We start from the raw sequence: 14,338 nt of genomic DNA on the forward strand, positions 1-14,338 counted from the left end.
AGAATGCGAAGGTCGTTCATCAAGCCCCCGAGACGGTAGACGAGACCAGCTCAGCCGCCCAGCGAGGCTGTTCCAGAGGCAGGGTACGGGTGTCTTCAATGACGCAGTTGACCATCGTCTCGGCGAAGTTAATGGCCTCTGTGGTCCGCTTTTGTTGCGCATAGAAGTAGACCATCAATTCCGTGGGCGCCACACGTGGCGGTTCGGGGTCGCCGAACATACCGTAGGTTGTCGCAGTTACAAATTCGTCGCAGCGCCGCGGATAGTGCTTGAGGATCAAATCGAGCCTGCTGCGGGTCTTCTCTTCGTTCTCAGCAAACCCGATCCAGGCACCGTTATGGATGTGTGCCTGGACAAGGTATTTCCATGCCGCATTCACGCCACTCAGCTTACGTCTCGTCTGAAAGGCCAGATCAGATAGTACCAAGATGCCCTTGCGCCGCCCCTCTTCTGACAGAAGCAATCCGTCGAGCGTCGCGAGCAGTTGCCTTCCCTGCCCAGCCTTGTCCCAGTGCTGATACCAAGTGCGAAGAAGCCTCGCTTGCTCGTTGTAGCTGGTCGATAGGCTGTCGAGCAGGTCGCCGAGTTGTTCCGGAGCAAAGGTCGTGACATCTCCCTTGTAAGGCTTGCTCTCGCTGTCGCTGCTGGGGTGCTCCGACCGTCGCAGCAGGCCGATGTCCCAACCAGCGTGCTCGCGAAGAACGCGCAGCCGCTCTGCAGCGCTTGAGCTGCCTTCCTGTGTAAGTCGATTCAGCACGTCATGAATCTCAGGATGCAGTCCGGTTCGCATCAACGCGTCCAAGGGCCAACCGTCGTTGATGGCTTGCTCCACGTATTCCCGCAGACTGTCTTCTGCTTGCGACCAGTCGCCTGCGTGCGTGTGCTCCTCGTACTTGATCACCAGCGCTGACGGTTTCAACCTTGCAAGCAGCCGATCGGCGGCCGCCAGAACGTGTCTGGTGCCTCTTCCGTCGGTATAGTTCAGAACGTGGTGAACCTGAGGCGCTATAAGACTGAGCAACCGTCGAGCGTCGTCCGGTGCGGCATCGACCAGGTAGCCGATGGCGTCGACCGTATTGTTCAGCGTAGGGTCTTTACGATGCGCATAGCCGGTTGTCAGCTCCCACGTTTGCTTGCACAATTCGCGAGCGCTGGTGCTCAAACCATGGTTTAGCGCAATGGCACAGAGCTGGAGTGGCGTCTGAAGATGTACGCTGGTTTCATGGCGGATTTCTGCATCAAGCTGGACACGCTGAGACTGGACGAACGTCGCCGCCGCTTCGTCACTCATCCTCGTTAGCAATCCAGCTGCGTACTGGGCGCGGAAGGATGCGTTGTCAAACCAAGTACACTGCCCAGCCGCTTCCATGGTTTCTTTCGTCAGAACCACATCGTCGGATTGATTCAGCAGGATGCTGCCCAGATGGATGTCGCAGGCAATGCGATGCAGTGCGCTCCGGAAGTCCTCGGCTGCAGAGCTCGAGTCATAGCTTTGCCTGAAATGTCTGAACTCTACTGTGTTGAGCAACTCGAAAAGCTCATGGAAATTGACTGACTCCCCCCTCCACCAATGGTGCGCAACCTGCGCCGCGGCCACAGAGAGCGCGTTGAGGAGTTCGGTGATGTTCCTCCTGTTTTCGTAGACGGGGGCACGCACGAACTCAAATGCGGTCTGACTTTCCGCAGCCATGCATAGGCTCAGCTGAACGGCACTGAAAAACCAGTGGTGCGCGAGTGTCGCCAGATCCTCCCTGCGTTCGTAGTAGTTGCCCTTGAGCCACTCAATGGGGATTGAGTTGTTCAACGGCTTTGAGGCCCGGGTGTAAGCTGCCTCTACGGCAGCGACAAAAGGGGTTCGGTCAAGCTCATTGAAGTCATCGCGCTCTGCGATGCTCACACCAGCAATCGCCGCCGCACGGACGCACGCATTACTGAGGATGCTCTTGCTCTGACCAGGAGCAAGCGAAGCAGCAGTCGCCATTAAGTCATCCAAATTGCCTTCCTTAACCAGCATCAGGATCCGTGGCAGCCAAACAACCGGCCTGTTTTTGGTAACCAGCCGTGCCAGCGCTGTCGAGGTCGCACCGATAGCACCAAGCCGCGCAAATGCGTCGATCAGAAACTGAAACTCATCAGAGTCGGCGTTCGACGAGTATCTGCTGGAGAAACGACTCAGGCCTCTGAAGCGACGAAGTGCCTCTTCACCGCAAGTTTCTGCCAGAACTTGATCGCCCCGCGATCGCAAGGCCAAACCAAGCGCGGCAACGCGCAGGATGTCCGTTTCATGTCGGGACGCAACAGCCTCACGTATGACGCTCTCCTCCGTAGTCAATGCCAACGTGTAGGAGATGAGGCGGGCTAGATCATCGTTCTGCATTTGGAATTCGCTGCCACCAACCATCCGGGCCTTTAGGTGCTCCAGACGATAAGCATCCGCGAACGCGGTGGTCTCAAGCGCTGCAACCAGGGCTTCTGACAGCAGCGTGTCGAACAGCGACTCTGGATACCCCTCTTCAAGGCGAAGCATGATCCAGTCGCGGGTGAGTCCCGTGATGAGGTTCTTGGGGTCACCCAATTTCGCTTGAACCGTCCAGAGCCAGTTCACGCGTAACGAAGTGGGAGCAGAATACTCGAGCCAGTTCGCGACTGCAGGCATCAGTTCCTGGATGCGGTCTTCGTAGTCAGCGGTCCCGCGCACGAAGACAGCCAAGCTCTCGTGGAAGACTTTCAGGCCGGCAGCTGACGAGTGGAGTAAGTGCTCCACGTTCTCGACTTCAGGCGTGGCAGTCTTGATCTCGGCGGCAATCTCAGTGAACGCCGTCCTTGGCCAGAAGAATGGGAAAGCACAGATTAGCCGCAATGTATCCTTTAGGCTTGGAAGAAGCCTTTCCCACAGCGATGCATAGTAGAACTTTGCGTCCTTGCTCAGATCTCCCTTCAACTGCTCAACATCCCAACTGGACAGCCTGCGACGAGCATGCTCAAGCTCTGCAGTGGCGTAGATAACGTGAAGGGGGTGGCCGTTGGTTCTTGAGCGGAGCGCGGACGCTGCACCTTGTAGTTGCTCTTCGGCCTGCCTATCATCCTCGAAGCCAGTTGTGAGCCTGCCCTCTTGAACCGCTTTACGGAGGTAGGAAAGGACTGCGTTCTCGGACATCGCCGGTAAGGTTCGCCATTCGGCCTTAGGTGCGGAGGCGATCAGATCAATCGGCAACTGGGCGTTATCCACAGGTTGAGTACCGACGAGCAATACCATGTTGTCCGGGCAAGGGATCACTTGGGAGAAAAGGTCGTCCAACGGCCGTTTGTCTCCAGCGTTGATGCGCCAAACATGATCCAGACCATCAAGGACGAGTACGAACGGCTTGCCAAACTCCTTGTAGTAGGACGCGCAAGCCTCCAAGAGTGCACGCAGGCCTCCTGTCGTCCTCGGGACATCCTCGTGAAACTGTTCGACCTGCGCCTGGATGGATTGCTCGACCACGTAGCTGTTAACCCGATCACGGCCACGCTCAGTCGTCGAGAGGAAGTAATGATGACGAACCGTAGGGATGTCTCGCTCAGCGAGCGTGTCGCACAAGGCGCTCAGGTAGGTGCTCTTTCCACGGCCAGGTGGCCCAGTCAGAACGATCGCCTTCCCAGCAGCTCCGATTGCGTCCCGGACAAACTCCTTGTGGAACGTCGCATCGGGCACTTCATACCCCTTGGGCACTATGAAGTCCTCGGGCAGCGGCGCGGGCGGTGACGCCTGCAGGATGGGGAGGACCTCTACCAGCGTGATCCAGCCGTCCGGGGGCGGAAAGCTCTTCTGCGTTGCCCAGTTCAGGGCAGCGTTCTTGAGGATTGCGATGCCTTCAGGGGTGCCATACATTCGGAGTCTAGCATCGACCTCGTGCTCCAGCTTGATGTATCCCTTATCGCTGTGCCGAATGCGCAACTGGCCGAAAAATGCTTCGCAGTTCTCAGTACTGCCAAGCTCAGTGATCACCTTCGAGCGCGTCGGCTCCGGAATCTTGGCAAAGGAAATCCTACCATTATCCAGGCAAGCCTCGATGGCGGCATCCGGCCGACGGTTCGTCGTCAGAGAAATCTCGCCAATGCGTTTCGGGTCAAGCTTCTTAAACGCATCGAACCACTTGCGGAGCATAGATCTCGAGCGCGCCGTCTTGCCGGACTTCTCAAGCATCCATTCCCACGACAGCAGATGCGCGTCAGGATTAGGGGTGAACTTGACCTGTTGAAGGTCTACGAGACCATCGCTTCGTTCGATGACGATATCATCCAGCCCTTGAGGCGCTTCGTTTTCGTCATCACACTCGAATTTCACCCGGCTATAGCGAGCCGGTGCGTCGAGCCAATCGCAAAGAACCTTGAGGCCTTGACGATTTTGATAAATGTACCCGGCCGCAGTGATTGCAGTGTTCTTGATGTTCTCAGACATGGTTGTGCAACGTGATGAGTTCAGTCTTTATCCAGGTGTCCAGTACGTCCACTTGCACGAACTTGGTCGGAACCGGGTAAGGTGGATGAACCATCCAATAGAACACGTCACGGCTTACGTAGAGTTCCACATTCCTGAAAGGCTTGGCTTCCGATTTTGGCCACTTTAGTAGCTCAAGCAGCCTTGAGCGGTTCTTTGCAAGAAATTGCCTCCGGCCGAGGATTCGACTGAACTGCCCAGCCCTGTCGCTCTCCGCTTTACCGAATATTTTGTCACGGAGTCGACGGCCATCCTTTATTGTGTAAGGCGGTTGGTTGTACTTGCACTCCACCGTCACAAGCAAATTCACATCTGGCCAGTAAGCGAATACATCGAAGTCACCAACGTCCTCGAATCCCTCGCCGCGGAACCTCCTGAAGAAGTCGATGCCTCTTTGGACAAACGGGGTGTGCCGGCGGAATATCTCCTCGGTGCGAAGCTCCAGCCGATTCTCGATGCTCTTCTTGACTGTTCGAATGACCGGTTCAACATGGGGCCACTTGAAGTCTGCAGGGAGGTGGCCGTCCCGCACCGCCGACATCCAGTTGTACATCGACCGGCTGGCTACCTCTGCGCCCCAACGCAAGTTTGTACCGTCGACAACCAACGGTCTGATCGCGTATCGATGGATTCGCTTACTATGCTCCCAGTACGGGACATCACTCTCGTCGACATCCTTCCCGGACAGTCTGCGAACGCCTTTCTCCGAGAGCGTGAGGAATGCCACAATCCTTTCGGCTTCTGCAAGCCCTAGTCCCTCAATACTATCGATCAGGCATTGCGCAACACAGTTTGGAGCCGCTGCATACGAGAGAGAGAGTTTATCGCCGAAGCCATATCTTTGGGCTTGTGACAAAACTGCTAGAGCGGTGAGCATGCTATGCAGGTCAAATCCCAAATCGGCTTCGAACGCATTCTTGAGCTTCTCTGATGACAGCAACTCCTCCGGCTCGCCCTCCACAGCATCTTCGCTGTTCGATCCAAGCCCCAGCCGTGACTTCGCATACTCGCGTGCAAAGTCCGCCTCTCGGTCGTTGGAGCCGGTCGAGTAAAAGACCTCTGGGATGTACGAGTCGTCTATCACAACACCACCAACGTCTATGCCGTTGTGAAGGACATCGCTGGCTCCGGTAAGTACCATGTACCAATCAACTAGGCCAACCAACTCACGTAGTACTTCGTCAGTGACTTCCTCGTTGCCGGGTATCGGTGAGCTGACAGTTTTTTCCAGTAAGTACCGATAGTGACGAGCTGCGGATCCGAACTCTTTTCGAGCTTGTTCAACGGCATCCGGTCTGTCGTAGTCCACATCATGAGCGAGGCTCTGACGGGCACGTTGTACCCTCATTCTCTCAGTGACAAGACACGCATCGTGCTGCTCAATGAATGCCTGAAGAAGTTGATGCCTGTCGAGCGATGCTAGCCGATTCTCGATGTGAAGGCGTAATCGTACGCTGGCAGGATCAATCCTGGTCTTGGCATCGGAAAGTTCATAGCGCCCTGGCACCAGATTGAGCGCCATGATTTCCGAAGCCAAGTGCTTGCGTGCAAGCTTGTAATCGGTGGGCGAGGGGATGACGGGTTCCACGTAGTCTGGGACATCAACGTTTCGGGCAACGACTCTCAAGTGGTAACGAGCCGGCTCTGTCGCTCTGCTACAAAGCCGGTATTTAACGCCGTCGAACAACTCCAATCCGCATGCGGCGTGACACCTTTCGAGCGTCTCCAGCAAGCAACGAACTTCAAAAGATCCGTCCTTGGCCGCGTTCAACCCTGCAAGCACTGCGCGAGTGTCAACTTGCAGGTAAAATAGCCCTTTGCGAACGGTATTCTCTTCCGCTGTAGTTACTGCTCGCGAGAATTCCTCAATTGGCTGAGGAGCTTCCTCCGTGCTAACAGAGCCACAGGGGGCAGGGCTGCAGACGAACAAGACATGCGGCTGTTGAAACAGCGGGACGTCCGATATCAGCTCGCGGCATCTATAGGTGCAGTCCGCAAGTAGTTGGGCGAAGAGGTCGACCATGCGAGCATCCTCAATCCCCATGCTCTCAGAGATTTGCACCAGGGATTGAACGGTGCAGGTGCCGACTGATGTTGAGTACGCGATTGCCTTGTGATGGCGAGATTGGAGCTCAACGACGCCTTTGGTTCCATGGGTCAGCCGCCAGCCCGCAGAGCCATCTGGAAATACACTTGGGGCACGCGACCAGAAGTCAGTAAGCGCTTTGAAACGCCAAGAGGTGCCCCAGTGAGGGTCCAATCCGATAAAGGTGGGTGAAATTGCTCCTTCGACAAGTACGCCATGTGTGTCCTTGAAGGATGCATACAAGTCTGCGGGCCCGGTAGAGAAGGGACTGAGAGACCGCCTTTGAGAATCGACGAATTTCCAGTAACGTTCCAACTCGTCGAGGTCATTCAGGCTATCGAAGATAGTGATGAAGTCCGCCAGCGGCAATAGGCGCGCGGGCCTCTCAGGCACGTCGATGGCGCCAAATGACGTGCCCGCCTGGGTAACTACAATAACGATATGAAGCTCGTCGGCGCTTGGTCCAGTGGATCCATCCTTGGACAACATGAGTCCGCGCCCGTCTGCGAGACGGAAGTGAATCGGTGCGCCGCGCCTCACCTTGGCGTATGTGCCCTTCGCTGCGTTTGACAGCCGCTCATTCGATGCATGGTCGCATGCGCAAATAAGGTACACGCCGGAGTCGGCTGATATGACGCAGCTGATAGGGAGGTCTTCACAGACGGCGTCACCGACGAAGAGCGTCAGCGGTCCCATAACTGTCCCTGGGAACCGCTCAGCAACGAACCGAGCGAGCCTACGATGTGTATGAGCATTGACCATTTGGCCAACTACTTCTTTGTTGGCCCAGTGGTCAATGACGACCCCTGGGGCGCTACGAACTGACATTGGTACCCAAGTGCCGTCGCTTTCGACCCCTAAAAAGGGGAGAGCCGCCCCCTGCATTACCGCGTCGCCGAAGGCGCTCGAGGTCAGCGGTGCTTTGAAACCGCCAAAGCGAGTCTCGAGCGCACCCCCCACCTTATCTCGCCAGTCAGCAATATCATCACCGACCTGTCGAAGCATGGCACTGCACGTCAGCCAGAAGTCCTCGGAGGGCACTTCGACATGGGCTACTTGCGCTTCCCCGGCCGTGGTGTTTCCCAGGTCGGGTATCGAATCAATGATACGAGCTTGCAACGCAACGGCGAGGTCCATATGGGCTTGGGCCTCAGGAACATGGGCGTAAGTAATGCGGAATGCTTCTACGAAGTCAGGTGTACGTTCAATGCAGCTACCGTAGAAAATCGGAACGAAGCTCTGGCCAAGGCGTACCTTGGTTTGCCCCCAGTCAGCCTCGGGTGAGAAGTCCTCAAGCATCGGGAACTCGGGCCATGCCTCGTACAGTGCACCCGCAAACGCCTTGAAGTCTGCATAGCTAGTGATCGACATTCCGCCTTGGTCACTGTGATGAAGATCTAGCAGAACGCCCCACGCGAAGATGTGCTTGATAGGGCTTCCAGTGTTGGCTGGCCATAGCTCGGAGACACTCAACGCAATCGCTGCATCAAGGCTCTCATACTTTAGGAGTAACGCTCGTGTTGCCTCCAGGCATTTTTGAAATTGATTTTCCTGATCTTTCTCGTCAGCGATCTGCCCGTGAAGCCCAAACATCTCACGCAAAGGAGACCCATAGTCGGTTCCCAGTCGTGCAAGTCTGCGCTCCCGCTTCTTTCTAGATTTCTTCCCCACGTCCCTGCTCCCGAATGAACTGCTGTAGAAGATCTCTGGCTGCCAGCAGAGGGTAACTGCTATGACTCATCTGATCATCAGGTACCACTCAACTGAGCCACGTCATCGACACGAACGCAAACGCTTCAAACGGTACATCAGCGGTACACACACCAGCTTCGTATGCTATCCTCAAATTTCGCTAACCTACTGATTCCAAATAATTGTACCTTTCGCTCGATTACGGTCGCTTTTCCTTGTGTGTCAGTAACTTGTTGTTTTAAAAGCCAACTCATAATCCCTTGGTCGGCGGTTCAAGTCCGCCTGGGCCCACCAGCCTAATATATATGACAGAACCCGCCTTGTGCGGGTTTTGTCGTTTGTGGGCGGGCGGGTACTCCGGCGTTGATAACTGTTATCGCGCGGCGAAGCCGCCTTCCTACCACAAGAGGCGGAAGCGTACAGGTTTCTGTAAGAGGCCGGTTTACCGGGCGAAGCAGGCTGCTATAGCCTGCCGAGAGAGTTGGTGGTGAGGCGCTACCGCAGATCAGCGCTCGTGGCAGATCTTCACAAGAACCAGCGCTTTACGGTTTGCCTGGCCTGTTCGGCATGCGCTTCCTTGATGTGTACCGCCACGATGCCGATGGCTGCTGCCAGTACGCCGAAATCATCCGTATAGCCCAGCACCGGCGTGAAGTCGGGGATCGCATCGATGGGGGATATGAAATACCCCAAAGCGCCGTAAATGGTGGTTTTGGCCCAGGCGGGCGTATCCGGGTCCTTGGCCGCGTAGTACAGCTTCAGGGCCTGGGTAATTGTGCCTTCTCCTGCCTTTTTGGCGTATTGGGTGATTTTCTTCCAGAAACCGGCTTCCGAGTAGTCTTTCTCGTGCTGCTTGATGTCTTCCGCTGTCTCGGTGCTCAAGCCGTCTGCCGGGGCCGGATCATTCATGGTGGAGTGATTGGTGCTCATGAGGTGTTCTCCAGGCATTACAAAACGCAGGGTGCGGCTGCTGACTATGACAGGTTCAGGCCATCAGTCGTTTTACCACAAGTGGCATGGAGGATACCCGCAGGCGCTGGATGGCCGTAAGGGACTGCTGCCGCTCCAGGTCGGCAGAGAAAGGGCAGGTGCGCCTCGGAGCTGCCTGCTCGCGCAGAGGTTAGGCCTTATTCCTCCTTTCTGGCAGCAGGTTTTTGACGTAAAATGCGCGGTTTTTCAGCATCTCCTCCGGCAGCGCACCCTCGCTGCCGGGGTTTTATGCGTTGCCGCGAATGATTTGAATAAACCAGCATGCTTGATGTTTGCCCAGGCAGGGGAGCCCGGGCCTCTTGAGGGAGTGACGATGAAGGATACACCGGCCGAAACGCCAAAGCCCGGCATGCGTAACGTGCTGATGTTTTTGTTGCCCTCGCTGCTGGGCATTTTTCTCTTCATGACGCCGGTCAGCTATCAGGGTGATCTCACCATCATGATAGCGGTGCTGGCCAAAAGCCTGCAGGCGGTGTTGGGCGGTGCGCTGCCCAGTATTGTCACGGCACTGATAACCGTCTCGGCGGTGCTGTCGCTGGTGGTCACGGTCTTCAAACCGAAGCGGGTGATTGCTCACCCTTTTTTGAATGTCCTGTTTAATATCAGCCCTGTGTGGCTGACCAGCCGGCTGGTGGGCGCGGCGTTTGTCGTGCTGGTCTACGCCCAGGTCGGGCCCGAGATTCTGTACGGCGGTGATACCGGCGGCCTGGTGCTGAACGATCTGCTGCCCGTACTCTTTGCGGTGTTTGTGTTTGCCGGCCTGCTGCTGCCGCTGCTGCTCGACTTTGGCCTGCTGGAGTTTATCGGCACCTTGCTCACCGGCATCATGCGCCCGGTGTTTCGCCTGCCCGGGCGCTCCGCTGTTGACTGCATTGCCTCCTGGCTGGGGGACGGCAGCGTGGGTATTCTGCTCACCAGCAAGCAGTATGAAAGCCGCCACTATACCCAGCGCGAAGCGGCGGTGATTGGCACCACCTTTTCGGCGGTGTCGATCACCTTCAGCCTGGTGGTGCTGGCCCAGGTAAGGCTGGAACACCTGTTTTTACCGTTCTACTTTGCGGTGTGCCTGGCGGGTATTGCGGCCGCCATCGTCGTGCCGCGCCTGCCGCCGCTAAGCTGGAAAAAGGATACCTTTATCAACGGAGCACCTCGCCCGGCAGGTAGCGAAGCAACGCCGGAGGGTTACTCGCGGCTAAGCCACGGCTATGCGCTGGCGCTCGCGCGGGCCGGCAAGGTCAATAGCCTGGGCCAGGTGGTTCGTACCGGCATTGGTAACGCGCTGGATATGGTGCTGGGCGTATTACCCGTGGTGATGGCGTTTGGCACCCTGGCGCTGATCATCGCTGAAACCACGCCGCTGTTCAGCTGGCTGGGTTTGCCGTTTGTGCCGCTGCTCGAGTGGTTACGCATACCCGAAGCCGCCGCCGCCTCGCAAACCATGGTGGTCGGCTTTGCCGATATGTTTATTCCGGCTATTCTGGCAAGCTCCATCGAAAACGACATGACGCGGTTTGTGATTGCCGCACTGTCGGTCACCCAGCTGATTTATATGTCGGAAGTGGGCGCCTTGCTGCTTGGCAGCCAGGTGCCGGTCAACGTGATCGAGCTTTTCGTTATCTTCCTGCTGCGTACCCTGGTCACCCTGCCGGTTATCGCGCTGGTGGCGCACATGGTGTTTTAGCGATTTGTGCTGCTTGAAGCACCAGATCTATTCGACAAAACCCGCCCTGTGCGGGTTTTGTTGTTTTACGGCAGGGACGGCATCGCTCAGAGGATACGGCTCACCATGAGCGGAATTAATGTTCATCATGAGAAACTTCAGCTTGCTTCATGAGCCCCCGGTTTCGATAATCTTTCGTTGATTTTCAGCGGCATATCAGCAGGCAAATGCCTTCGCTTCATGTCTCAGGCACCAGGATGGTAAGTCTCGATGAACAAAGATATTGCATTCACCGTTAAAGGTATTCGCTTCGATGAAAACTATCGCCCGTCGAACAATACCCGCATCACCACCAACTTTGCCAACCTGGCCAGGGGCGAAATGCGCGAAGAGAACCTGCGCAATACGCTGAAGATGATTGACAATCGCTTCAACGCTCTGGCGGATTGGGATAACCCCAAGGGCGATCGCTATACGGTCGAGCTTGATATTATATCGGTGGAAATGGCCGTTGATACTGCCTCTAACGATAGCGGCCTTCCTCTGATCGAAGTACTGAAAACAAGCATTTTTGACAAGAAAAATAACGAAAGGATTGAGGGAATCACAGGAAATAACTTTTCCTCTTACGTGCGGGACTACGACTTCAGCGTGGTTCTGAAAGAGCACAACGAGGGAAAAGAGGAATTTAGCGTTCCGAGTGATTTCGGCGCTTTGCACGGCAATCTCTTCAAGTCTTTTGTGAACTCTGATACGTACAGGGAGAATTTTAATAAGCCTCCTGTTATTTGTATCAGCGTGTCAAGCACCAGGACGTATCATCGCACAGAGAACTATCACCCCGTGCTGGGCGCCGAGTACGTTCAGGAAGCGTACTCCTTGACCGATGAGTATTTCAGCAAGATGGGGATGAGGGTTCGCTACTTCATGCCGCCCGGCAGCGTCGCGCCCCTGGCTTTCTATTTCAGCGGTGACTTGCTCAGCGATTACACCAATCTTGAGCTTATCAGCACCATCAGCACCATGGATTCTTTCCAGAAAATTTATCGTCCGGAAATTTACAACGCCAATTCTCCAGCAGGAAAAGTCTACCAGCCGAGCCTTGAGCAGCCGGACTACTCGCTGACGCGTATCGTCTACGACCGAGAAGAGCGTAGCCAGCTAGCGGCCGAGCAAGGCAAGTTTGTGGAAGAAAGCTTCATCAAGCCGTACCGCCATATTCTTGAGCAGTGGTCCATCAGCTACGCTTCCTGACGTCTGAATTCAGCACCCATTTATCGCGAGGTCTTTCATCATGGCAACACTGTTACCCACGTCGACCGCCGGCAGCCTTCCCAAACCGTCCTGGCTTGCCGAGCCGGAGGTGCTGTGGTCACCCTGGAAGCTGGAAGGCGAAGGGCTGATAGAAGGCAAGCAGGACGCCCTGCGCCTGGCCCTGCACGAACAGCGGCATGCGGGTATCGATATCGCAAGCGACGGCGAGCAGTCGCGCCAGCACTTTGTCACCACCTTTATTGAGCATCTCAACGGCGTGGATTTCAATCAGCGCGAAACCGTCAGAATCCGCGACCGCTACGATGCCAGCGTGCCTTCGGTAGTGGGGGAGGTATCCCGCCAAAAGCCGGTATTCGTCGACGACGCTAAATTTCTGCGCGAGCAAACCAACCAGCCGATCAAGTGGGCGCTGCCCGGGCCCATGACCATGATCGACACCCTTTATGACGGCCACTATAAAAGCCGCGAAAAGCTGGCGTGGGAGTTTGCCAGGATCCTCAACGAAGAAGCGCGCGAGCTGGAAGCGGCCGGCGTGGATATCATCCAGTTCGACGAGCCGGCGTTTAACGTCTTCTTTGACGACGTGACCGACTGGGGCGTAGCCACGCTTGAGAAAGCCATAGAAGGCCTTGAGTGCGAAACCGCGGTCCACATTTGCTACGGCTACGGCATCAAGGCCAATACGGACTGGAAAAAGTCCCTCGGCTCCGAGTGGCGTCAGTACGAGGAAGTGTTCCCCAAGCTGCAAAAATCCGGCATCGATATCGTCTCGCTGGAATGCCAGAACTCCCACGTGCCCATGGAGCTGATCGAGCTCATCCGTGGCAAGAAGGTCATGGTCGGCGCGATCGACGTCGCCACCCAGGCCATCGAAACGCCGGAAGAGGTCGCCGCTACGCTGCGCAAGGCGCTTGAGTTTGTCGACGCCGAGAACCTCTATCCGTCAACCAACTGCGGCATGGCCCCGCTGCCGCGCCGCGTCGCCCGGGCCAAGATGAACGCGCTGAGCGCCGGTGCGGAGATCGTGCGCAAGGAGCTCGCCGGCTAAGCCAGCACAAGGCCGAACTTTTAAGCCCCCGTAAGCGAGCGCCGCCTGTGCGTTTGGCTTGAGGGGGCTTTTTTGAGTTTCCTCTGAATAATGATATGTTTCTATGTATCAAGAACATCAAGTGATATAGAAAAGATAATCACATGAGCTTTGCAACCGAACACCTTGCCGAGCGCCTCAAGGCCGCGCGAGAAGCCAAGGGGCTGAGCCAGCGCGCGCTGAGCAAGCTTTCCGGCGTGCCGCAGTCGCACATCTCGAAAATCGAGAGCCACGCCGTTGACCTGCGTATTTCTAGCCTGGTCACGCTGGCGCACGCGCTTGAGCTGGAGCTGATGCTGGTGCCTCGCCAGGCGCTTCCGGCGGTGCGCTCGGTGACGCGTAGCGTGACGCCCAAACCGCTTCCCAGCCGAGCCGAGCAGCGGGAGCTTGCGCGTATCCAAAACAAAATCAACGACCTCGTCGCTAACGCACCCAGCGCGCACCTTGCTGCCTTGCAGCGCCGCGTTCGTGAAATCACCCAGATTCACAGTCAGCTCGACGTTGACGTGCTGCAAAAGGTGCGTCGTGCCGTGGAAGCGGTCGAGCCTTCAAGCAGTGATGCAACCATTAGGCAGGCTGAAGACGCCATCCATTCGCTGCGTAACCGGCTGGCACATAGCGCAGCGGCCTATAAAAAACCGAGTGCGCCCAGACCGGCTTATCAGCTTGAGGAAGATTCAGATGACTGATGTCGCTGTTCTTGAGGTACTGCTGCACGGGGAGCCTATCGGCACGCTGACGCATGTTGGCGGGGAACGTACGCTATTCGCGTTTTATGATGATTATATCGATAACCCGGACCGGCCGACTCTGGGGCTCTCCTTCAAGGATGAATTTGGCGGACTGCTGACGGAGTTTCGCGCTTATCGCAGGCGCGTCATGCCGTTTTTCTCGAACCTTCTGCCCGAAGGCCATCTACGCCAATACCTGGCGGAGAATGCCGGAGTGAAACCCGAGCGCGAATTCCACCTGCTTCAGGCGCTGGGGCATGACTCGGAGTCTGTCAACATAGTTGCCATATAAACCCGGCCTATTCATGAGGCCGGCCTGAAAACGAAGATAGCGGAT

Annotated in this window: 8 protein-coding genes; 5 read left to right on the forward strand and 3 right to left on the reverse strand. The window is 56.3% G+C overall.

From position 1 onward, the window contains the following. Positions 1 to 19: 19 nt before the first annotated feature. The 3 genes from ACZ46Y_RS04205 to ACZ46Y_RS04215 all read right to left on the reverse strand — a co-directional run bounded on the left by ACZ46Y_RS04205 (position 20) and on the right by ACZ46Y_RS04215 (position 9,188). Complete coding sequence (locus ACZ46Y_RS04205) at positions 20 to 4,441, reverse strand: ATP-binding protein (RefSeq protein WP_311957278.1); 4,422 nt, start codon at positions 4,439 to 4,441, stop codon at positions 20 to 22. Further along, the gene (locus tag ACZ46Y_RS04210; RefSeq protein ID WP_311957267.1) at positions 4,434 to 8,237 is read right to left on the reverse strand and encodes a hypothetical protein; all 3,804 of its coding nucleotides are present in this window, start codon (positions 8,235 to 8,237) and stop codon (positions 4,434 to 4,436) included. The genes ACZ46Y_RS04205 and ACZ46Y_RS04210 overlap by 8 nt, the downstream gene beginning before the upstream one ends. Before the next feature lie 546 nt (positions 8,238 to 8,783). Next, complete coding sequence (locus ACZ46Y_RS04215; protein WP_311957266.1) at positions 8,784 to 9,188, reverse strand: YkvA family protein; 405 nt, start codon at positions 9,186 to 9,188, stop codon at positions 8,784 to 8,786. Between the two features lie 373 nt (positions 9,189 to 9,561). Between ACZ46Y_RS04215 and ACZ46Y_RS04220 the strand changes: the two genes are divergently transcribed. From ACZ46Y_RS04220 to ACZ46Y_RS04240, 5 genes are all read left to right on the forward strand, one after another. Then, complete coding sequence (locus ACZ46Y_RS04220; protein ID WP_311957265.1) at positions 9,562 to 10,929, forward strand: YjiH family protein; 1,368 nt, start codon at positions 9,562 to 9,564, stop codon at positions 10,927 to 10,929. 249 nt (positions 10,930 to 11,178) lie between these two features. Then, positions 11,179 to 12,162 carry a DUF1852 domain-containing protein gene (locus ACZ46Y_RS04225; RefSeq protein WP_311957264.1) on the forward strand — a complete coding sequence of 328 codons (984 nt, stop codon included), beginning with the start codon at positions 11,179 to 11,181 and terminating at the stop codon, positions 12,160 to 12,162. 40 nt (positions 12,163 to 12,202) lie between these two features. After that, a complete protein-coding gene (locus ACZ46Y_RS04230; RefSeq protein ID WP_311957263.1) occupies positions 12,203 to 13,231 on the forward strand; it encodes a methionine synthase in 1,029 nt (342 codons plus the stop codon). 143 nt (positions 13,232 to 13,374) lie between these two features. After that, positions 13,375 to 13,959 carry a helix-turn-helix domain-containing protein gene (locus ACZ46Y_RS04235; RefSeq protein ID WP_311957261.1) on the forward strand — a complete coding sequence of 195 codons (585 nt, stop codon included), beginning with the start codon at positions 13,375 to 13,377 and terminating at the stop codon, positions 13,957 to 13,959. Further along, positions 13,952 to 14,293: a HipA N-terminal domain-containing protein gene (locus ACZ46Y_RS04240; RefSeq protein WP_311957259.1), complete on the forward strand. Its 342-nt coding sequence runs from the start codon at positions 13,952 to 13,954 to the stop codon at positions 14,291 to 14,293. Before ACZ46Y_RS04235 ends, ACZ46Y_RS04240 begins: the two co-directional genes overlap by 8 nt. Positions 14,294 to 14,338: the final 45 nt, after the last annotated feature.

The sequence above is a fragment of the Halomonas garicola genome (assembly GCF_055382465.1).

Coding starts and splice junctions, on each gene's coding strand:
- ACZ46Y_RS04205 (WP_311957278.1), bottom strand. CDS start 4,441: ATGTCTGAGAACATCAAGAACACTGCAATCACTGCGGCCGGGTACATT.
- ACZ46Y_RS04215 (WP_311957266.1), bottom strand. CDS start 9,188: ATGAGCACCAATCACTCCACCATGAATGATCCGGCCCCGGCAGACGGC.
- ACZ46Y_RS04220 (WP_311957265.1), top strand. CDS start 9,562: ATGAAGGATACACCGGCCGAAACGCCAAAGCCCGGCATGCGTAACGTG.
- ACZ46Y_RS04230 (WP_311957263.1), top strand. CDS start 12,203: ATGGCAACACTGTTACCCACGTCGACCGCCGGCAGCCTTCCCAAACCG.
- ACZ46Y_RS04240 (WP_311957259.1), top strand. CDS start 13,952: ATGACTGATGTCGCTGTTCTTGAGGTACTGCTGCACGGGGAGCCTATC.
- ACZ46Y_RS04225 (WP_311957264.1), top strand. CDS start 11,179: ATGAACAAAGATATTGCATTCACCGTTAAAGGTATTCGCTTCGATGAA.
- ACZ46Y_RS04235 (WP_311957261.1), top strand. CDS start 13,375: ATGAGCTTTGCAACCGAACACCTTGCCGAGCGCCTCAAGGCCGCGCGA.